At 70.2% G+C, this 20,437-nt stretch carries 15 protein-coding genes; 6 read left to right on the top strand and 9 right to left on the bottom strand.

Annotated features, from left to right (window positions below; translation table 11 throughout):
• Nucleotides 1–56: 56 nt before the first annotated feature.
• Entirely contained in the window at nt 57–866 is an 810-nt protein-coding gene (locus tag ACPYN9_RS08620; RefSeq protein ID WP_424465699.1) for a substrate-binding domain-containing protein, read from the bottom strand.
• A gap of 114 nt (nt 867–980) precedes the next feature.
• Between ACPYN9_RS08620 and ACPYN9_RS08615 the strand changes: the two genes are divergently transcribed.
• Both ACPYN9_RS08615 and ACPYN9_RS08610 read left to right on the top strand, forming a co-directional pair.
• A complete protein-coding gene (locus tag ACPYN9_RS08615) occupies nt 981–1,337 on the top strand; it encodes a DUF5997 family protein (RefSeq protein ID WP_424465750.1) in 357 nt (118 codons plus the stop codon).
• Nucleotides 1,338–1,344: 7 nt separating this feature from the next.
• Nucleotides 1,345–1,947 carry an MOSC domain-containing protein gene (locus ACPYN9_RS08610; RefSeq protein WP_424465697.1) on the top strand — a complete coding sequence of 201 codons (603 nt, stop codon included), beginning with the start codon at nt 1,345–1,347 and terminating at the stop codon, nt 1,945–1,947.
• 26 nt (nt 1,948–1,973) lie between these two features.
• Here ACPYN9_RS08610 and ACPYN9_RS08605 read toward each other — a convergent pair whose 3' ends face one another.
• From ACPYN9_RS08605 to ACPYN9_RS08595, 3 genes are read right to left on the bottom strand one after another with little or no spacing between them, the layout of a single operon-like run.
• Nucleotides 1,974–3,407, bottom strand: coding sequence for a dihydrolipoyl dehydrogenase family protein (locus ACPYN9_RS08605; RefSeq protein ID WP_424465748.1), 1,434 nt, complete (start codon nt 3,405–3,407; stop codon nt 1,974–1,976).
• Between the two features lie 4 nt (nt 3,408–3,411).
• Nucleotides 3,412–4,053, bottom strand: coding sequence for an MBL fold metallo-hydrolase (locus ACPYN9_RS08600; RefSeq protein WP_424465696.1), 642 nt, complete (start codon nt 4,051–4,053; stop codon nt 3,412–3,414).
• A complete protein-coding gene (locus tag ACPYN9_RS08595; RefSeq protein ID WP_424465694.1) occupies nt 4,050–5,135 on the bottom strand; it encodes an S-(hydroxymethyl)mycothiol dehydrogenase in 1,086 nt (361 codons plus the stop codon). Before ACPYN9_RS08595 ends, ACPYN9_RS08600 begins: the two co-directional genes overlap by 4 nt.
• 28 nt (nt 5,136–5,163) lie before the next feature.
• Between ACPYN9_RS08595 and ACPYN9_RS08590 the strand changes: the two genes are divergently transcribed.
• Entirely contained in the window at nt 5,164–6,156 is a 993-nt protein-coding gene (locus tag ACPYN9_RS08590; RefSeq protein WP_424465692.1) for a DUF4031 domain-containing protein, read from the top strand.
• Nucleotides 6,157–6,165: 9 nt separating this feature from the next.
• Here the strand turns inward: ACPYN9_RS08590 and ACPYN9_RS08585 are convergent, their stop codons facing one another.
• Nucleotides 6,166–8,415: an ATP-binding cassette domain-containing protein gene (locus ACPYN9_RS08585; RefSeq protein ID WP_424465691.1), complete on the bottom strand. Its 2,250-nt coding sequence runs from the start codon at nt 8,413–8,415 to the stop codon at nt 6,166–6,168.
• 68 nt (nt 8,416–8,483) lie between these two features.
• Here ACPYN9_RS08585 and mgtE point away from each other — a divergent pair, with 68 nt between their 5' ends.
• Together mgtE and ACPYN9_RS08575 are read left to right on the top strand one after the other, a co-directional pair.
• Entirely contained in the window at nt 8,484–9,836 is a 1,353-nt protein-coding gene (mgtE, locus tag ACPYN9_RS08580; protein ID WP_424465689.1) for a magnesium transporter, read from the top strand.
• Nucleotides 9,837–10,171: 335 nt separating this feature from the next.
• Nucleotides 10,172–12,634 carry a response regulator transcription factor gene (locus ACPYN9_RS08575; protein ID WP_424465687.1) on the top strand — a complete coding sequence of 821 codons (2,463 nt, stop codon included), beginning with the start codon at nt 10,172–10,174 and terminating at the stop codon, nt 12,632–12,634.
• Between the two features lie 37 nt (nt 12,635–12,671).
• Here the strand turns inward: ACPYN9_RS08575 and ACPYN9_RS08570 are convergent, their stop codons facing one another.
• Genes ACPYN9_RS08570 through ACPYN9_RS08560 form a run of 3 tightly spaced genes read right to left on the bottom strand, consistent with a single transcriptional unit; the run spans nt 12,672 to nt 17,337 of the window.
• On the bottom strand, nt 12,672–13,658 hold the full coding sequence (locus ACPYN9_RS08570; RefSeq protein WP_424465686.1) for an NAD-dependent epimerase/dehydratase family protein: 987 nt from the start codon (nt 13,656–13,658) through the stop codon (nt 12,672–12,674).
• Nucleotides 13,655–16,318, bottom strand: coding sequence for an alpha/beta fold hydrolase (locus ACPYN9_RS08565; RefSeq protein ID WP_424465684.1), 2,664 nt, complete (start codon nt 16,316–16,318; stop codon nt 13,655–13,657). Before ACPYN9_RS08565 ends, ACPYN9_RS08570 begins: the two co-directional genes overlap by 4 nt.
• A complete protein-coding gene (locus ACPYN9_RS08560; protein ID WP_424465682.1) occupies nt 16,315–17,337 on the bottom strand; it encodes a 3-oxoacyl-ACP synthase III in 1,023 nt (340 codons plus the stop codon). The genes ACPYN9_RS08565 and ACPYN9_RS08560 overlap by 4 nt, the downstream gene beginning before the upstream one ends.
• A 110-nt stretch (nt 17,338–17,447) precedes the next feature.
• On the opposite strand from ACPYN9_RS08560, the gene ACPYN9_RS08555 reads away from it, so the two are divergent.
• Nucleotides 17,448–18,578 carry a hypothetical protein gene (locus ACPYN9_RS08555; RefSeq protein ID WP_424465680.1) on the top strand — a complete coding sequence of 377 codons (1,131 nt, stop codon included), beginning with the start codon at nt 17,448–17,450 and terminating at the stop codon, nt 18,576–18,578.
• An 89-nt stretch (nt 18,579–18,667) separates the two neighbouring features.
• On the opposite strand, the gene ACPYN9_RS08550 is transcribed toward ACPYN9_RS08555, so the two are convergent.
• On the bottom strand, nt 18,668–20,374 hold the full coding sequence (locus ACPYN9_RS08550) for a cation:proton antiporter (RefSeq protein ID WP_424465679.1): 1,707 nt from the start codon (nt 20,372–20,374) through the stop codon (nt 18,668–18,670).
• Nucleotides 20,375–20,437 lie beyond the last annotated feature (63 nt).

The following is a 20,437-nucleotide window of genomic DNA, read 5'->3' as shown; positions in this document are numbered from 1 at the left end:
GTCCGAACGTACCACCGGCGCTGCACACTGGGCTTCGAGGCCGGCGCAGCGAGGGCTCAGCGGCGCTTGCGCTTGCCGCCGGCGCCACCGGCCTTGGCGCGCTTCGCGGCGAGCTGAGCGCCGCGGCTCGTCCCCGACGACGTGCCCACCCGCTTTGCAGTTGCCTTCTTCTTCTGCTGCTCCTTCACCCGCCGCGCTGCCTCCGCGAGGGCCTGCTGCTCCTCCCGCTGCAGGGCCGCTGATTTCGCCCCGCTCCGGCCCCGCGAGCTCCCCGCCGTGCGTCCTCGCACGATCCCGACGAACTCCTCGGTGTCGAGTCGCTCGTCGTCAGCTGCCCAGATGATCGAGACCGGCACCCGCGGCAGGTCGCTGATCACCCGGTAGGTGACGTCCTTCCGAGCATGCTGTCGCGCGACCGACTGCGGGACAATCGCCACGCCCGCGCCGCCGGCGACAAGCTCCATGGCGTCCGCCGGGTCGGTGGTCATGGCCGACGCGCCCGTGTCGAGCCCGAGCCGTTCGGCAGCCTCGGCCCAGTCTGGGGTCCACGCCGCGAGCACCAGCTGCCAGTCGTCGAGCTCCTCCAACCGCAGCGGCTCGTCGACATCGAGCTCCGACTCCACGGCGACCACCGCCACCACATCCTCGGCGAACAGGTCGATGGCGTTCACGCCCTCGCGCTCGAACGGGTGACGGACGAACGCGATCTGCGCGCCGTCATCGAGCACAAGCTGCCGCGCCTCAGCCGCATGGAGGGTCGTGAACTCCAGTGGCGTCTCCGCTCGCCGCTCCTCCCACACTCGGGACCACTTCCGTGGATTGATGCCGGGGGCGAGAGCGACCGTGAGGTGCGTCGGAGTCTCCATGCCCGCAAGGCTACTGGGTACGATGCACAGATGACCGAATCAGAGGGCACCCCCGTCGACAGCCAGGCCGCGGACGACCAGCAGGCCGCCGCGAAGCGCGGGCCGGAACAGACGATGAAGCCGGCCACCGCCGCGAAGAAGCTCGGCATCTACCTGCCAGCAACGCCCGAGGCGTTCCAGGAGACGCCGCTCACGCGCACCGCCTTCCTCGAGCTGCAGGAATCGCCGCCCGAGTGGCTCCAGGAGCTGCGACGCACCGGCCCGCACCCCCGCGATGTGGTGGCCCGCAAGCTCGGCATCACCAACTCCGGCCTCGCCCGCGGCGGCGTGACCGAGGCGCTCACCACGGCCGAGATCCAGAGTCTCCTGGAGGAGGCGCCAGCATGGCTCTCGCATGAGCGAGGCGTCCAGGCGAAGGTCCGCGCCGAGAACGCGCGGGTCGCCAAGCTGCACGCCAAGCGCGCCGACTGAGCCGCCCGTGGCCAGCCTCCTCGCCGTCTGCGCCGTCGCGCAGCTTCGCCGTGACCCTGGCGCCATCGGTGTGACCGCGATCGACAAGCGCCCAGTCGATGGCGCGGTCAAGGTCGGTCGCTACGGCGTCTACGGCGACGTGCAAGCCGACCGCAAGCACCATGGCGGACTCGACCAGGCGGTCTACGCCTACTCGCAGTGCGACGCCGACTACTGGGCTGCGGAGCTCGGCCGTGAGCTTCCCCCTGGGTTCTTCGGCGAGAACCTCCGCATCGACGGACTCGACGTCAACGAGCTGCGCATCGGCGACACGCTTCGCATCGGCGACCCGACCTCCGCGAGCTCGTCGCGCACCGTCGAGCTCACCGTGACCGCGCCCCGCGTGCCGTGCCAGACCTTCGCCCGCTGGGTCGGGGGAGCGGATGAACGGGGCTGGGTCAAACGCTTCGGCGCCGCCGGCCGCACGGGCGCGTACCTCCGCGTCGCGCAGACCGGCCGGATCGCGGCGGGTGACGTCGTCGAGGTGCTCGACACCGCTGACACCCTCGCCGCCGACGCCCTTGCTGCGGCGCCCACCGTCCGCGAGGTGTTCACGGGCGCACGCGGCTGAGGCACGTGCCCCAGCCGCCGCTCACCTCAGTTCGTGGAGTCCGGCCGACCGTACCCCTCGAGCAGACGCAGCCAGAGCTCGCTCATCGTCGGGAACGCCGGAACCGCGTGCCAGAGCCTGCTGACGGGGACCTCGCCGACCACGGCGATCGTTGCCGCGTGGAGCAGCTCGCCGACGTCGGGTCCCGCCATCGTGAAGCCGACCACGACTCCGCGGTCCTCGTCGACGACCATCCGCGCCGTCCCCTCGTATCCCTCGGCATGCAGGGACGCGCCCGAGACGTTCCCAATCGGCACATCGACCGTCCGCACCCGAAGCCCCCGCCGCTCGGCCTCGACGCTCGTGACGCCGACCGCCGCGACCTCCGGATCCGAGTAGACCAGCTGCGGCACCGCCGACAGGTCGGCCGTTGCCACATGCGTGCCCCACGGGCCGTCGTCGAGGGTCCGCCCCGCCGCACGGGCGGCGATCGCGTCGCCAGCCGCTCGCGCCTGGTACTTCCCCTGGTGGGTCAGCAGAGCTCGGTGGTTGACGTCGCCCGCCGCGTACAGCCAGTCGCTGCCGCGCACGAGCATTGTGTCGTCGACATCAATCCACGCGCCCGCCTCGAGCCCGACCGTCTCAAGACCGATGTCGTCGGTGCGAGGCACTCGACCCGTCGCGACGAGGAGTTCCGCGCTCTCGAGCACGCGACCGTCGTCGAGGGTCACCGAGACTCGACCCGCATCATCCCGGACGACGTTCGATGGCGAGGCGCCCGTGATCACGGTCGCGCCCCTCGACCGCAGCGCCTCCGTCACCGCCTCGCCCGCGAACTCCTCGAACCCGCCGAGCACGCGGCTCCGCGCGACGAGCGTCACCTGCGCGCCCAGATCGGTGTACGCGGTCGCGATCTCCACGGCGACCACGCCACCGCCGATGATCGTGAGCGATTCGGGCACCCGCTTGACCGCGGTCGCCTCACGACTCGTCCACGGGGCGGCGTCGCCGAGCCCTGGGATGTCCGGCAGCAGGGCCGCCGACCCCGTCGCCACCACGACCGCGACGCGTGCCGTGTACCGCGTGTCGCCGACCGTGACCTCACGCTCGCCGGTGATGCGACCGTGCCCGCGCACCAGATCGATGCCGGCGCCCGAGAGCCACTCCACCTGCCCCTCGTCGCTCCAGTCGGACACGTACGAGTCGCGTCGGCGCAGCACCGCAGCCACGTCGAGCTCACCCTCGGCCGCCTCGCGCGCGCCGGGAACCGCCCGGACCGCACGGAGCGCTGCGCCGCTGCGCAGCAGCGCCTTCGACGGGATGCACGCCCAGTACGAGCACTCGCCGCCGACGAGTTCCTTCTCGACGATGAGCGTGCGCAGGCCACCCCGCACGGTGCGGTCGGCGACGTTCTCCCCGACCGGACCGGCGCCGATCACGATCACGTCGTAGCCGTGCCCCGCAGTCTCCGACTCGGTCATCTGCTCAGTGGCCACGTGCGATCCATTCGTCAAGGTGCGGCGCTTCCGCGCCGATAGTCGTCGAGTCGCCGTGGCCCGTCAGCACCGTGGTCTCCGGCGGAAGGGTCAGGAGCCGCTCCGAGATCGACGCAATGATCGTGCCGAAATCGCTGTAACTGCGGCCCGTCGCACCCGGCCCGCCGTTGAAGAGCGTGTCGCCGCTGAAGAGCGTCCCGAGGGCGGGGGCGTAGAAGCACACCGACCCAGGGGAGTGCCCAGGCGTGTGGAGCACCTGCAGGTCCACCTCGTCGATGAGGATGCGGTCATCGTCCGCGAGCGAGATCTCCGGTGCCGCGTCCGGGTGGACGGCGTCCCAGAGCATCCGGTCGCCGTCGTGCAGCGCGATGGGCGCGTCTACGAGCGACGCGAACTCCCGCGCGGCTGCGATGTGATCGTCGTGGCCGTGCGTCAGCAGCACCCTGCGTACCCGACGCTCGCCCACCGCATTCCGAACAGCCTGCGCATCGTGCGCCGGATCGATGACCACGACGTCGTCGTCATCGCCCACCACGTAGACGTTGTTGTCGACATCCCACGTGCCGCCGTCGAGCGAGAACGTGCCGCTCGTCACGATGCGCTCGACGCGCACCGTGCCGTGCCGGCTCACAGCTCCACCACCGAACGCAGAACCGTGCCGTCCTTCATTCGCTCGAACGACGCTTCGATGTCGTCGATGCCGATTCGCTCGGAGACGAACGCGTCCAGGTCAAGCCTGCCGAGGCGGTACTGCTCGACGAGCATGGGGAAGTCGCGGCTCGGCAGGCAGTCGCCGTACCAGGAAGACTTCAGTGCGCCGCCGCGCCCGAAGACGTCGAGCAGGGGCAGCTCGAGCGTCATCTCCGGCGTCGGCACGCCGACCAGCACCACGCGACCAGCGAGGTCTCTCGCGTAGAAGGCCTGCGTGTAGGTCTCGGGTCGCCCGACTGCTTCGATCACCACGTCGGCGCCGAAGCCGCCCGTGAGGGCCCTGACACCCTCGACGACGTCCTGCTCGCGCGAGTTGATCGTGTGCGTCGCACCGAAGTGTGCAGCGCGATCGAGCTTCGCCTGGTCGATGTCGACGGCGATGATCGTGGTCGCGCCGGCGAGAGCCGCGCCGGCGATCGCGGCCATGCCGACGCCGCCGCATCCGATCACCGCGACCGACTCGCCCCGCTGCACCGCACCCGTGTTGATCGCCGCCCCGATGCCAGCCATGACGCCGCAGCCGAGCAGGCCGACCGCAGCCGCATCCGACTCCTCGTCGACCTTCGTGCACTGGCCGGCCGCCACCAGCGTCTTCTCGATGAACGCGCCGATACCAAGCGCGGGGGAGAGCTCAGTGCCGTCCTCCAGCGTCATCTTCTGCGTCGCGTTGTGGGTGTTGAAGCAATACTGCGGCTGCCCCTTCGCGCAGGCGCGGCACTCGCCGCACACCGCGCGCCAGTTCAGGATGACGCGGTCGCCGACCGCGACCTCTGTCACGCCCTCGCCGATCGCGGAGACGCGGCCCGTCGCCTCGTGCCCCAGCAGGAACGGGAAGTCGTCGCTGATCCCACCCTGCTGGTAGTGGAGGTCGGTGTGGCACACACCGCTCGTGATGATGTCGACCACCGCCTCGCCCGGCCCCGGATCGGGAACCAGCACCGTCTCAATCGACACCGGTTCGTTCTTGCCACGGACAACTGCACCTTTGACACGGGAGACCATGGGGCAAGGGTAGTCGTAGTCTTCCTGGATGGTCATCCTGATCGATCCACCCGCCTGGCCCGCGCACGGCACCACGTTCTCGCACCTCGTCTCCGACGCGGCCGTCGAGGAGTTGCACGCCTTCGCCGCCAGGGCCGGCATCCGAAGCCGCGCCTTCGATCTCGACCATTACGACGTCCCTGCCGAGCTGTACGACGAGCTCGTTGCGCTCGGCGCCGTACCCGTGACCGGGTCCGAGCTGGTGCGTCGACTCGTGGCAGGCGGCGTGCGCGTGCCGGCGCGCGAGCGTCCCAAGCGCGCCCGCCTCACGCTCGTGCGCCGCTGGTCCGAGCTCGAGCTCGCCGGCGTCGCCAACGACTCGACCGGTGCCGGGGCCCGGGCGACGGATGCGCTCCGGGACGAGCTGCTGGACGCCTGGTCGGCCCCCTCCCGCCACTACCACAACGCCACCCACTTGCTCGCGGTCCTCGACGCGATCGACACCCTGCGGCGGCGCGCGGCCGACCGCGGGGCGGCCCTCAGCCCACGCGCGCTCCTCGCGGCCAGGCTCGGAGCCTGGTTCCACGACGCCGTCTACGACGGGGTCGCCGGGCAAGATGAGCGAGCGAGCGCCGCCCTGGCAGTCGAGCGGCTCGGCTCGCTCGGCGTCGACGCCGACCTGCTGGCCGACGTGGAGCGGCTCGTCCTCGCGACGATCGCGCACGACGTCGACGCGGGAGACGTCGCGGGCGAGGTACTCATGGACGCCGACCTGGCTGTCCTTGCCAGGCCGGAGCACGGGTACTGGCGCTACGTGGCGCTCGTGCGGCGCGACTTCGCGCACGTGTCGGAGGACCAGTGGCGCATCGGCCGCTCAGCAGTGCTCCGGTCGCTCCTCGAGACGCCGCGCCTCTTCGTCTCGCACGCGGCCCCCGACGACTGGGAGCCGCGTGCGAGACAAAACCTCGAGCGAGAGCTGGCCGCGCTGGCCCAGGCCGCGCCGACCCAGGCCGCGCCGACCGAGGGCGCGCTTGCCGACTAAGGCGGCCAACTAGCGGCCGACGTAGTCCGCCAGGTGCTGGCCGGTGAGCGTCGACGCGTCGGCGACGAGCTCGGCCGGTGTGCCCTGGAAGACCACCGCGCCGCCGTCGTGCCCCGCGCCGGGACCGATGTCGATGATCCAGTCGGCGTGCGCCATGACAGCCTGGTGGTGCTCGATGACGATCACCGACTTACCTGAGTCGACGAGCCGATCGAGGAGCGCGAGCAGCTGCCGGACATCGGCGAGATGCAGCCCGGTGGTCGGCTCGTCCAGCACGTAGACGCCGCCCTTCTCGGCCATGTGGATGGCCAGCTTGAGCCGCTGCCGCTCGCCGCCCGAGAGCGTCGTGAGGGGCTGGCCGAGGCCCAGGTAGCCGAGGCCGACGTCGACGAGGCGTGCGAGCACCTTGTTCGCGGGCCCCGTCGCGAAGAACTCGTGGGCCTCCGCGATCGACATCGACAGCACCTCGCTGATGTTCTTCCCGTCGAGCGTGTAGGCGAGCACCTCGGCCTGGAACCGCTTCCCCTCGCACTCCTCGCACACCGTCGAGACCCCCGCCATCATCGCGAGGTCCGTGAAGATGACGCCAAGGCCATTGCACTTCGGGCACGCCCCGGACGAGTTTGCGCTGAACAGCCCGGGCTTCACCCCGTTTGCCTTCGCGAACGCGGTGCGGATCGCATCCAGCACCCCCGTGTACGTGGCAGGCGTGCTCCGGCGCGACCCGCGGATCGCCGTCTGGTCGACGACGATCACGTTCGCCGACTTCGGAATGGAGCCGTGGATGAGCGAGCTCTTGCCCGAACCCGCGACACCGGTCACCACGGTGAGCACGCCGAGGGGGATGTCCACGTCGACATCCTTGAGATTGTGGCGCGTCGCACCGCGGACCTCGAGACTCGCGGTCGATCTGCGGGTCTGATCCTTCAGTGAGACCCGGTCATCCAGGTGCTTGCCGGTGAGCGTGCCGGACGCCCGCAGCCCCTCGACGGTGCCCTCGAACTGGAGCTCGCCGCCGCCGCTGCCTGCACGCGGACCCAAGTCGACGACGTGATCGGCGATCGCGATCGTCTCCGGCTTGTGCTCGACAACAAGCACCGTGTTTCCCTTGTCGCGGAGCCTGAGCAGCAGCTCGTTCATGCGCTGGATGTCGTGCGGATGCAGCCCGACGGTTGGCTCGTCGAAGACGTACGTGATGTCGGTCAGGCTCGAGCCCAGGTGCCGCACCATCTTCACGCGCTGCGCCTCGCCACCCGAGAGGCTGCCCGACTCCCGGTCGAGGCTCAGGTAGCCGAGGCCGATGTTCACGAGCGAGTCGAGCGTCTCCTGGAGCGTCGCGATGGCCGGCGCCACCTGCGGGTCCTGCACACCCGCCATGAAGACCGCCAGGTCGCTGATCTGCATCGACGAGCAGTCGGCGATGTTCTTGCCGCCGATGCGACAGGCGAGGGCGGCCTGGTTCAGTCGCGCTCCGCCGCACTCCGGGCACGACGTGAAGGTCACCGCCCGATCCATGAAGGCGCGGATCGCGGGCTGGACCGAGTCGGGGTCCTTCGACAGGATCGACTTCTGGATGCGCGGGATCAACCCCTCGTAGGTCATGTTCATGTTCAGGGCCGGCATGTGGACCTTGGTCGGCTCCTTGTACAGGAAGTCCTGGCGCTCCTGCTCCGAGTAGTCGCCGATGCGCTTGTCGCCGTCGAGGAATGGGGCTTCCGAGTAGCCGCGGACCATCCAACCGTCGACCTTATAGCCGGGAATCGTGATGGCGCCCTCGTTGAGCGATTTGCTCGCGTCGAAGACCTCGTCGAGATCGAGATCGGTGACGCGGCCGATGCCCTCGCAGCGCGGGCACATCCCCTCGGCGAGGTTGAAGCTGAAGTGGCCTGCGGGGCCGGCCGACGGGGTGCCGAGCCGCGAGAAGATGATGCGCAGCATCGTGTGCGCGTCGGTGGCCGTGCCGACGGTCGAACGCGCGTTTGCCCCCATCCGCTCCTGGTCGACGACGATGGAGGCGCTCAGCCCCTCGAGTACTTCGACGTCGGGCCTGGCCAGACTCGGCATGAACGACTGGACAAACGCCGTGTAGGTCTCGTTGATCAGGCGCTGCGACTCTGCGGCGATCGTGCCGAAGACGAGCGAGCTCTTGCCGGAGCCGGACACACCGGTAAAGACCGTCAGCTTGCGCTTCGGGATGTCGACGTCGACGCCCTTCAGGTTGTTCTCACGAGCACCGCGGACGCGGATGGTTTCATACATGCCCAGATCGTAGCGACAGTTGCGGCGCGGGCCACGAAGCGGACGCTTGGATGTGCTTGCATTCCTCCATGCCCCCGATCCACTCCCTTGACGACCTCGTCGAATTCGTGACCAGCGCCCTCGCCAGGGGCGACCTCAGCGCGGCCGCGACCGCACTGGCCGCCGCGCCGGTGCCGGACGTCGCCGTGCTCCTGGAGCGAGTCCCGGCGCGCGACGCGGGCGTTGCGTTCCGCCTGCTCCCGAAGGACGAGGCGATGAGCGTGTTCGAGCGAATGGATGCTCCCGCCCAGCGCGAGGTCGTCGCCCAGCTCTCTGACGCCGACGTGGCCCGCGTGTTCGCGGAGCTCGACCCCGACGACCGAGTCGCCCTCATGGACGAGCTGCCGGCGAAGATCGCGAAGCGGCTCGTGCAGGAGCTTCCGGCCGGTGAGCGTGGGGAGACCGCGATCATCCTGGGCTACCCCGTGGGCTCTGTCGGCCGGCGCATGACCCCGGACTACGTGCACGTCTACCCGCAGGAGCGCGTCGACGTCGCGCTCGAGCGCATCCAGCAGCGCGGCGGCGACGCGGAGACGATCTACACGATCCCGGTGATCGACGACGGTCGTCAGCTCCGCGGGGTCGTCAGCCTCAGGGAGCTGTTCTTCGCCGCGCCAGAGGAGCGCGTCGAGGCGTTCATGGCGACGGCGCTCTACGCACACGCCGACGACGACGCGGAGGTGACCGCCCGCACGCTCGTCGATCGCGGCGTGCTCGCCATGCCCATCGTCGATAGCGAAAACCGGCTCGTTGGACTGCTCACCGGCGACGACGCCCACCGTATGGTCAAAGCCGCGCGCGACGAGGATGAGGCGCACGCGGGAGCGTCCGAACCGCTGCGGCGCCCGTACCTGACGACGCCCGTGTTCACGGTCGTGCGCTCGCGCATCGTGTGGCTCTTTGTCCTCGCCGTGTCGGCCATCCTCACCGTGAGCGTTCTCGAGCTGTTCGAAGCAACCCTGGAGCAGCAGGTTGCGCTCGCGCTCTTCATCCCCTTGCTGACGGGCATCGGCGGCAACACCGGGTCGCAGGCGGCGACCACCGTCACGAGGGCACTCGCGATGGGGGAGGTGCGGCCGCGGAACGCCTGGCCCGTCGCGCTCAAGGAGTTGCGGACCGGCGTGGTGCTCGGCCTCACCTTGGGCGTCGTGGCGTTCGCGGTCGCGACGATCATCTACGGCATCGGGATCGGCACCGTGATCGGTCTCACCTTGCTCTCGGTCTGCACCATCTCGGCGACCGTCGGCGGGGTCATGCCCCTCGTCGCGAAGTCCATCCGCGTCGACCCAGCCGTGTTCTCGACCCCGTTCATCTCCACGTTCTGCGACGCCACTGGGCTCATCGTCTACTTCTCGATCGCCAAGGCCGTGCTGGGCATCTGATGCCAGCAGTGAACCGCGGGATGCGCCGCGCGCGCCGAGACACGCCCGAGCGCAGTTTAGGCGTCGTCGGCCCAATTCCCCAGAATCTCCGGGGAATTGATGGTCGTTCTCGTGATTCGCGAGTCGAAATAGGAGAAAACGGGCACGAAAACACCCACCTTGTCTCGAGATCAGGTGAATCGCCCTTCTGGCCGTATGGGCATATACAACGAACCTGTCCCCAAAACCGTATCGTTGGACCGAGGCGTCATGCCGCAGGGCGACTTGAGGCAGTGCGCCAGACTCTGGGGGGAGTCTGCAGCGCCTGGCGCTGAAGATCAGCAGGAGAGAAAACGATGTCCAGCAACACGCTCAATGGCGACCAACGCGTGGGAGATCCGTGGCAGGTCACCGACCGCGATCGGCTCTCGAGCCTTTCGCTGCACGGGCACGCCTTCACGTTCATCGTCGGCATGCCTGGTAGCGGACGCACCACGCTGCTGAGGCAGATGCAGAACCGACTCGAAGCAACTCGAGCGCGCGTGATGTGGTGCGCCTCCCGAGCCGAGCTGCAGCGGGTGCTTGACGGCCTCCCCGAGGGCCCAGGCTCTGAAGAGGTCGCCGTGCTCCTCGACGACGTCATCGTGGCCCAGGATGATCCGATCTGGGAGCAGATCAGGTTGGCCGCGCGCCCGAACGGCAGTGCGCGTTTCCTCATCGCCTCGCTCTCAATGCCGAACTGGGCCTACACCCTCGGGTCCGAGGGCCTCATCCTGCAGCCGCGCGATCTCGCCTTCGATGCGAGCGAGATGGGCGAGCTGCTCGCACGCAACGAGCCGGGAGCGCCGGCCGAGCTCGGAGCCCAGCTGCTCGACGCGCTGGCCGGACATCCGCTCACCACCCGCATCGCCCTGCAGAGATTCCGCTCCGAGGCGAACGCCGAGGGGTGGTCCGTCGCGAGCGGCAGCTCCAGCGCGGCCATGACGCTGCAGGAGCTGCGTCGATTCGACGCGGCTGAGCTGGATCGAGTCGACGCGGTCCGGATGATGCGTGCGATGAGCGTGCTGCGCCGGTTCACCCGGGAGGACCTGCACCTGCTCACGCCCGACATCATGGGCGATCACTGGTTCGACCAGCTCGCGTCTTCGCCCTACGGGACCACCGAGATCAATCCGATCTCGCTCGACATCGAGTTCGTCTGGCACGCGGACACCTTCGGTCGCCTCAGCGCAGAGCGATCGCCGCAGGAAGCCCGAGCGCTCGCAGCGCGGGCGGTCGCCTCGTTCCCCGGCGAGGGCAATGTCATGCAACGGCTCTTCCTGGCGCTGCGCGCGCGGACCTGGGGCGAGGTCGAGTCCATCGCGCAACGACACTTCCGCACCATCTACGAGTACGCCCCGCGTGAGACCATCGAGGAGATGCTCCAGGCGCCGGCGAGCGTGCTCCCGCGCCTTGTCAGCACCCATCTGCTCGTCGCCCTGTTCCGGTGGCGGCGCTTCGGGGCCACGCGCGGCGTGCTGCACAGCCTGCGCGAGTCCAGCATCGCCACGACCCGCATCGCCTCGAGCGACCCCGTCGGCCTCTTCTCGCAGATCACGAGGCACTCGCTGGCGACGTCGTTCGGCGGCGACCGAGTCGCGGCCGAACGGTGCCTGCGCGACGCCAAAGCCCTCATCCGAGACGTCGACGGCAAGCTCCTCGACGCCCTGTACAGCTCGCCCATCGCGAGGGGACGCTTCGCGGCCGACTGCCTCGTGCTCATCTGGGCGGCCACCCTCGCAGACGACCTCCCGTTTGCGCTCGAGCTGGCGGAGCTCGCCGCTGAGCACGGCGAAAGCTACAACCGCACCGACCGCGACTCGCTGCGGCACCTCGAGATCCTCGGCGTGATCTGCGGGGTCCGACAGACGGACGTCGACAAGCTCACCGGACGCAGCCTGCCGGGCTACGCCGACTGCTTCGACCTGCTCGACAACGGCGACGAGGCCGGGGCGCGCGACCTGGCGAGGCAGTTGCGCGACCTGCCAAGGACCGTCCTGCCACACGACATGGGCGCCAGCGTGCGCATCCTGATCGAGGCCCTCGTCGGCGACGAGGACCCGATCGCCGAGGTCGACGAGCTGCTCGAGCAGAGCGGTTCCTCCTGGCGCGATGGGCTCCCCTCGACGATCCTCACCTTCTCGGCGACCGCCTTCTACTTGAGCCGGGGCCAGAGCGTCCGCGCGCAGAAGGCCGCCGAGTACGCGGGCGCCGAGGGAGATTGCTACGTGAGCCTCTCGAAGGCCCTCGTGGAGCTCGCAAACGGGCGCCCCGGCGAGGCCCTCGTGCACGCCGAGGCTGCGCTCGCCGACACTCGGATCGCGCCGCGCTTCGCCTCGATCGGTCGCACCCTCACGGCGCTGTGCATGCTGCGACTCGGCAACCTCGACGCGGCGGCGAACCGCATCGCCACCATGGCCACCCAGTGCCTCGACGACCGCAACGCGCGCTTCGCGCTCCGCTTCGCCACGAGCAGCGATGCCGCGCTCATGGCCTCCATCAACGACCGGCTGCCGAAGCGCATCGCCGACCTGCTGGTCGTTGCTGCCGACGACACCCGGCCGCTCTCGGACTCCACTGTCGGCGAGGAACTGTCGAGTGCGGAGATCGAGGTGCTGCGCCTCGTGGGCAGGAACTGGTCGAACGCGCAGATCGCGACGGAGCGCTTCGTCTCGGTGCACACGGTCAGGGCACAGTTGCGCAGCGTGTTCCGCAAGCTCGGTGCCAGCGACCGACGCTCCGCGGTCGCAGCCGCCGAGCGGCGCGGGCTGCTGGACTGACCCCGGACCTGCCGGTTCAGGACGGCGCCTGGCCGGGTCAGCGGCTGGCGCGTGCTGCGGTGGCCGTGTGGTCGGCGAGGCGGTGGAGCCCCTCCTCGAGGGAGACCGCTGGCGTCCAATGGAGGTCGGCGCGCGTCTGACGCTGGTCGAACCAGTGGGCCGTCGAGAGCTGCTCGGCGAGGAACCGCGTCATCGGCGGTTCGTCCTGGCCGGGGCGGATGCGCCACACGAGCTCGATCAGCGAACCGGCCGCACGCGCGAGCCCGGCCGGGACGCGCAGGCGGGGCGGCGGGGCGCCGCCAGCGAGGCAGATGCCCTCCATCAGCTCGGCGACGGTCCGCGGCTCCCCGTTGGTGACGACGTAGCTCCTGCCGTGTGCCGTGGGCGCGTGTCGGAGCGCTGCGGCAATCGCTGAGGCCGCGTTGTCGACGTAGCAGGAGTCGATGAGTGCGGCGCCACGACCCAGCAACGGCAAGGTTCCGCGCTGTGCCCGGTCCAGGATGCGCGCGATGAGTTGTGTGTCGCCCGGTCCCCAGACGAGGTGCGGGCGGACCGCAACGACCGCAAACTCCGGGCTGTCCTCCGCCAGCGCGATCAGCTCCGCTTCCGCCTTGGTCCGCGCGTACTGCCCGTGGGCGAGGCGCGGGTTCGCCTTGTCCGCGCTTGCACCGTGGATGGCCGCGCCGAAATGGGCGACCGACGGGGAGGACACCATGACGAAGCGGGTCGCGCCCGCCGCCCGTGCGTGTCTCAGCAGCCGCCGGGTGCCGGCCACGTTGACCGCTTCGAACTCGGCCTCCGTGCCGCTCAGCGACACCTTCGCCGCGAGGTGGACAACGGCGTCGTTCCCTTCGACCGCGCGGGCGACCGCAGCGTCGTCCGTGATCGAACCGAGGGCATCCGTCACTCCGGAAAGACCGCTCGGCCCGCGTTGCATGGTCGTGACGTCGTGGCCTTCGTCGCGGAGCTGCACCGCGACCGCACGCCCGAGCATGCCGCTTGCACCGGTGACGAGAACCCTCACGGCGCCGAGACCCGCTCGCCGGACAATGCTCGCTCGGCCCAGCCGGCAAGCGCGGTCCGGTCGATCTTCGAGTTGTGCCGGATGTCGGTGGGGAGCTCCGGCACGATGAGGGCGGCGGCGATCGGCTGCGTCGTGGAGGCGCGCAGGGCGTCGGCCAGCTCCGACGCTGCGACCCGGACTCGTCGGGACGGCTCGCGCGTCTCGAGGACCGCGACGGCCTGCGCCGTGCCAGCCGGGCCGACGCCGACGACCGCGGCGCGGCGGACCCACGGCAGCGTCTCGAGGTCCTGCTCGGTGCCGACGGGCGCAAGCGGACCATCCGCCGTCACAAACACGTGCGGGAGACGCCCCTCAACCCACAGCCGTCCGTCGGCGTCGAGATGCCCGACGTCGCCCGTGCGGTGCCAGCGGTCGTTCGACGGCAGGTCTCGCGCCGCCGCGCGGTCGGTCATGGCGAGCCGGTCGTAGCGCTCCTTGAGGTGCGGGGCGCTGATGAGGATCTCGCCGAGCACCCCGGGATCCTCGGAGGGGGCACCCGTGGCCGCGCCGGCGGCGTCGAGCGCGCTGATGCGTACGAGGTTGCTGCCGATCGGCGTGCCGACGCACACCCCATCGTCGGGGGCGAGCGCCGCGGCGGAGATCGACGCCCGGTCGATGTCGGTGACGAGAAGGCACTCGGTCATGCCGTACGGCGTGTGGGCCTCGGCGTTCGGCATGAGGGCGCACGCATCGTCGAGCAGGCGAGCACCGATCGGCGCCCCGGTCGAGAGGAACGTCTCCACGCGGGCGAGCGCCTCGCGCTGCGCCGACGTGAGCTCGTCGCCGGTCGCGACGACGTTCAGGATCGCCGCGGGCGAGAGGAACACGATGCGTGCATCCGCTGCCATCACGGCATCCGCGACCGCCGTCGCGGTGAGCGTCCTGGGCGACGTGACGTCCATGTCGGGCGTCACGGAGCGCGTGCCGAGCGCCGGGCCGAGGAGCGCGAACGGCGCGAAGCCGGTGACCAGACCGGACTCGGCGGTCACGCCATAGGTGTCGCGAAGCGTGTCCCGCACCGCCTGCAGTTGGCGATGCGTGTACACGACGCCCTTCGCGGGGCCGGTGGAACCCGAGGTGAAGAGGATGGCGGCGAGGTCATCGGGGCCGGGGGCCTCAGGCAGCGTCGAACCACGCCCGAGCTCAGCCACCTCGGCGAGCGAGTGGGCCACGCCGAGTGCGGCCCGGCTTGCGGCAGGGATGCTCGTGGCGCTGATGCGCAGGCCCGGCCATCCGAGCGCCTTCGCCGCGGTCAGCCCGGGCACCTGGCCGATGATGACGTCGGGCCACGCACCGCGGACGGCGCGCGAGAGGCCCGTGACGCCGAGCCCCGCATCCGCCACCACGACAACCGCGCCGATCCGCAGGCAGGCGTAGACGATGGCCGTGAGGGTGACGCCCGGCTGCACGAGGAGCGAGACGCGGTCGCCTCGCCGAACGCCGACCGCGCTGAGTCCGGCCGCGAGCTCGTCGACGCGCTCGGCGAGCTGGCGCCAGGAGACCTTCAGCGCCTCGCCGCCCGGCGCGCGGCCCATCTCGAGGGCCGCGACCGTCGGGTCGTCCCGGTGCTGCTCGAGGGCCGCCCACATCGGCGCGGACCCGGGTGCGGATTCGGTCGCGCCCTCGGTCGCGGTCGACGGCGCGGGCTTCGCTCGGCGCCGGGCCACCCCGGCGGCGACGTCGTCAAGCCAGCTCAGCAGGTGCGTTGCGTACGGCACATCCTCGGCGATGAGGTGGCCTGCGCCCTCGAATCGATGCACCTCAGCGTGGGGGAGGCGCCGCATGAGGTCACCGAGGTACAGGTCGGTGAAGATCGGGTCTTTGGGGCCCCACAGGAGCAGGGCGGGCACGTCGAGCTCGGCGACGCCCGCGGAGACGGCCTGCAGCGCGTTGTGGCTGGTCGTGCTCTCGTCGACGGGGATGTCGGCGACGAACTGCTCGATGCCGAGGCGTGACGCGCGGTCTGGGTACGGTGCGGCGTAGGCGGCCTTCACCTCGGCCGTGAGCGGCGGGTTCGCGAGCGCCAGCGTCGTCTGCAGGAACGCGGGGCTCGTCGATGTGGAGGCCCGCAGCACCGGGCCGAACCGTGCCAAGCGCAGCGCTGCGGGAATCGGCAGGTCGCTCGGCTGGTCGACAGCGGTGTTCAGCGAGGCGACGGCCGTCAGTAGCTCCGGGTGGCGCACGGCCCAGCCGAAGGCGACGACCCCGCCCCAGTCGTGGCCGAGCGACACGACGTCGCCGGTGAGCCCAAGCTCGTCGGTCAGCGCGCCGAGGTCGAGGATGCGCTGCTCGAGCGTGCGCCGAAGTCCGGTGCGCGCCGAGAAGCCCATGTCGAGCTGGTCGACGGCGATGACGCGCCACGCGGTGCCACCGGCCTCGGCGGCTTGGACCGACTCGCGCACGAGCGAGCGCCACAGGTACGACCAGGTCGGGTTGCCGTGGACGGCCAGGATGGTCCCGGCCGGCTCGATGCCGAGCTCGGCGAGGGCGGGCCCGGTGTCGAGCAGGTGCCAGCCGCGGCGGGCCCCGGCGTCTTCGCCGACCCCCTCGGTTTCGACGATGCGGCTGAACCGCTCCTCCAGGCCGGGGAGTCCGGCCGGTGGACGTGTGGCCGACCTCACCACTTGAGCTCCATCATGGCCGTGTTGAGCCCGGAGCCCACGCCCATGAGCAGCACACGGTCGTCGCGCTTCAGCGTCGGCGACTGCAGGTCGAGCGTGATCGGAATGGATGCGGGACCGACGTTGCCGAGCGTGGGGTACGTCGTGGGCACGCGCTTCGCGTCGAGACCGACCGCCTTCACGATCGCGTTGGTGTGGACGCGCGAGACCTGGTGCGTGATGTAGTGGTCCATCGACGACCAGTTCCACTCGGACTGCGCTTCTTTCCACGCAGAGACCACGAGGTCGAGGCCGCCGCGCAGCAGTGCCTTCGCGTCCGTGAACATGCCCTGGACGCTGCCGACGCACAGCTCGTGGAACTGCGTGGCCGCCCTCGTCACACCGCCGAGAATCTGATGCCCTTCCGGATGCTCGTCGGTGCGCCCGAGCACGGCCGCGGCGGCACCGGAGCCGAGCGTGAGGCTCGCGAACTCGCTCATGAAGTCTTCGCGGCCGATGTCGTCGCGCTGCAGGCGATTGACGGTGTTGACCTGGATCTCATCGGCGTCTTCGCCGTTGACGATGATGGCGTACCTGATCTGGCCCGCCTCGATCATCTGGGCCGCGAGTGACATGCCGTTCACGAAGCCGAGGCACGCGTTCGCGATGTCGAAGTTGACGGCCGAGCTCGGCATTCCGAGGCCGTGATGCATGCGGACGGCGACCGAAGGCTCAAGGTGGGTGCGCGTCACCGAGGTGTTGATGAGGAGGCCGACGTCGCTGGGGTCGACGCCCGCGCGGCGGAGGGCCTCCTGGCCTGCGGCGACGGTGGCGTCAGTGAACGACTCGCCCTCCGCCCAGTTGCGTCGCTCGGTCACGCCCGCGACGCGCTCGAGGAGGTTACCGGGGAGGCGCAGCCGTTTCAGGCCTGCGGCGAGCTTCCCTTCGATGTCGGCGGATGCCGTGGCCTTCGATGGAAGGCGGCTCGCGACCGACAGCAGCGAGACGTTGTGGAAGCGAGTAGTCGCGTTACCTGTCATAGATGTGATTTGCGTCCTGAGCCGTACAAGGGGTGTGGAGGGGCGTAACCACGTCAGTCTAGGCGCTCGACGGTGACCGAACTCTCAGGCCGGATCAATAGCGTGCAGGGATGTTGCCAAGTGATATTCCCACCCATGAAGATCTGCTGGAACTCACCGAGTACCGAGGCGAGGGCAGCGTCAGCATCGCGATCCCGTCGTCCAGCTCGCCGAGCGAGTCTGAGGCCCTTCGGCTGGAGCTGCGGGCGGCCGTCGGCCAGGCGGCGAAGGAGCTCGAGCTGCTCGGCCTCGACAAGGCACGCGTCGCCAAGATCCTCGACCCGGCAAAGCAGCTGGAGTCGGATCCGGAGTTCTGGCGGGCGCAGTCTCGCTCGCTGGTCATCCTCGCGTCGCCCGACCGCTTTCGCACCTTCCGCCTCGCGAATCGACTCAGCCAGCACGTCGCAGTCGGCGACCGCTTCGACGTCGGCGCCCTGCTCCGGGCGACCACGTTCCCGAACTGCGGGTTCGTGCTCGGGCTCTCGCGCGGCGAGGTGACGCTCTTCGAGGTGCTGGCCGACGCGAAGCCGCGACAGCTGCCGATCGAAGGGCTGCCAGACGACCTCCCTACCGTCCTCGAGCACGCGACCACCGGCGGCCGCTTCGACCGGCAGCGCGCGCAGGGCACGACCGGCGACCGCATCGGGCATGAGCGCTTTGCCCGGATCGTCCAGGAGCAGGTCATCCCGATCCTCCGCGCGTCCGGCGCGCCCCTCATCCTCGCGGCGACGGGCGATTTCGACACGGCCTACCGGGCCGTGAACGAGTACCCGGGGCTCCTCGAGCAGCGCATCGGCGCGCATCCCGGGTCGCTGGCCCCTGGTGAGCTCGACGCGAAGGCCCGCGGGATCCTCGACGACCACTATCGCGGCGAGATCCACACCTGGCGGGAGGAGTTCGGCACGAAGCGCAGCAACGGCCACGCGACGACCTCCATCAACGAGGTCGCGAAGGCCGCCTCGCAGGGCGCCGTCGCCGAGCTCTACTTCGACATGGACTCCACCACGGAGGGCCAGCTCGACGAGCACGGAACCCTGACCCGAGCCGAGACGCCCGGCCCGCACACCTACGCCATCGTCGACGAGATCGCGGCCCGGGCGCTGAAGCACGGCGCGAAGGTCAGGGCCGTCAGGCGCGGCGACCTCGTGGACGGCGCGGAAGTTGCGGCGACGCTGCGCTACCCGCTGGAGACCACCGTCTAGCACGGAGCCGTGCGAGGCCCGCTGGGCCGTACGGGAGGGGCGCGGACTCAGGCTGAGTCCGCGCCCCTCGTCGCGTGGGGCACGAATGCTCAGGAGCCCCCGAAGCGAAGCGCCTCGGCGTCAAGGCGCAACTGCGCCTGCTCGATGGTTCGCGACGAGTAGCTGCCGGCAGACCGTGCGTCGAGCAGGGCGAGCTGCGCGTTCTCGAGCAGGATGCGCGTGAGCTCCCGACGTTGCACGTGCGCGTCCTCCGCACCCTCGCCGAGCTCCGTCGGCTTGGCGAGCACCCGCCCCATGCGAGCGGCAACCGCCTGCACGTGCTCGAGCACCTCGGGGTCGTACTCGCCGCCGTCCGCACGTCGCAGATCTGGGTTCGCGAGCGACTCCTGGGCGACCTCAAACACCTCGTCGGCGAGGCTCGCGAGCTCACGGGCGTCGGCCTCGGCGTCGGTGCCCGTCACGCCGAGGCGCTTGATGAGGAACGGTAGCGTGCCGCCCTGCACGACGAGCGTCACGATGGCGACGGTGAAGGCGATCAGCACCAGCTGGGGTCGGTACGGGAAATCCGCAGGCAGGGACTGCGCGGCCGCGAGGGTGACGACGCCGCGCATCCCGGACCAGGCGAGCACCGCGCCGCCCCGCCAGCCCAACCCCTCATCGCGGTAGAACGCCAAGTCCGCGCTTGCCCGACGCGCACGATCAACGAGCCGGGGCTTCGCCGTCTGCTGGCCAGGGGCCGTGACCCGCTCGAGGAACTGCTCGACCCTCGGCGCGACGAGCTCCGCACGCCGTTGCTCGCTGCGGAGCGACAGCACGAGCGGGATGACAAACAGCACACGGATGATGACGAGCGCGAGTGTCGCCAGCAGCCCGATGGCGACCGCGTGCAGGAGCCCGATGCCGTCGGCATCGCCGTCGACGGATTCGATGAGCGACGACAGCTCGAACCCCATGAGGAGGAACACGCCGTTCTCGAGGAGGAGCTGCGCCGTCCGCCAGTTCGTGCGCTCGCTGATGCGGTCCTGCGGGCTGAACCTGCTCGCGCTCGCGTGGCCCGTGACCAGTCCGGCGACGACGACCGCGAGCACCCCCGAGCCGCCGACCTCCTCCGTGGGCACGTAGGCCAGAAACGGGACGGTGAACGAAATCGCGGTGGTGAGCACTGCGCTGTCGAGCTTCGACCTGAGATAGACGGTGACCGCCCCGACGACCGCGCCGATCACGACCGCCAGGGTCACCGCGAGCACGAAGTCGCCAACGGCGCCCCAGAACGACAGTGCTCCGGCCGTGGCCGCGATCGCGCTCCGCAACATCACGAGCGCGGTCGCGTCGTTGACAAGGCCCTCGCCCTCGAGCACGGTGACGAGGCGAGGGGGCAGACCGAGGCGCTTGCCGACCGCCGTCGCGGCCACCGCATCCGGGGGACTGATGACCGCGCCGAGGGCGATCGCCGCCGCGAGATTGAGATCGGGGAGCAGGGCGAAGAGCAGGAGCCCGCTGCCGAAGGCCGAGATGATCACAAGCAGCACCGAGAGCCCCGTGATGGAGCGCAGGTTGCGCCGGAAGTCGGTGAGCGGCACGTTCACGGCCGCCGAATAGAGGATCGGCGGCAGGACGATCGTCAAGATCAGCTCGGGCGGGAACTCGAACTCGGGCGCACCGGGGAGATAGCCGACCCCGATGCCGACGAGCACCAGCAGGATGGGCGCCGCGACGCCGAGCCTCGGGGCGATGGCGGCAACCGCGACGATGATGAGGACCGCTGCGACGCCGAAGACTGCGAGTTCGAGCTCCATGGAACAGCAGACTAATCGGCCCGCCGCTTGAAGCCGGCGCACCGTGCGCGTCGTAATGTTGCA

Origin of the sequence: Pseudoclavibacter helvolus (genome assembly GCF_049707175.1) — a bacterium.
Classification (GTDB): domain Bacteria; phylum Actinomycetota; class Actinomycetes; order Actinomycetales; family Microbacteriaceae; genus Pseudoclavibacter; species Pseudoclavibacter helvolus_A.
Note: the sequence above shows the minus strand (reverse complement) of the source record. Positions and strands in the feature narration are given on the sequence as shown.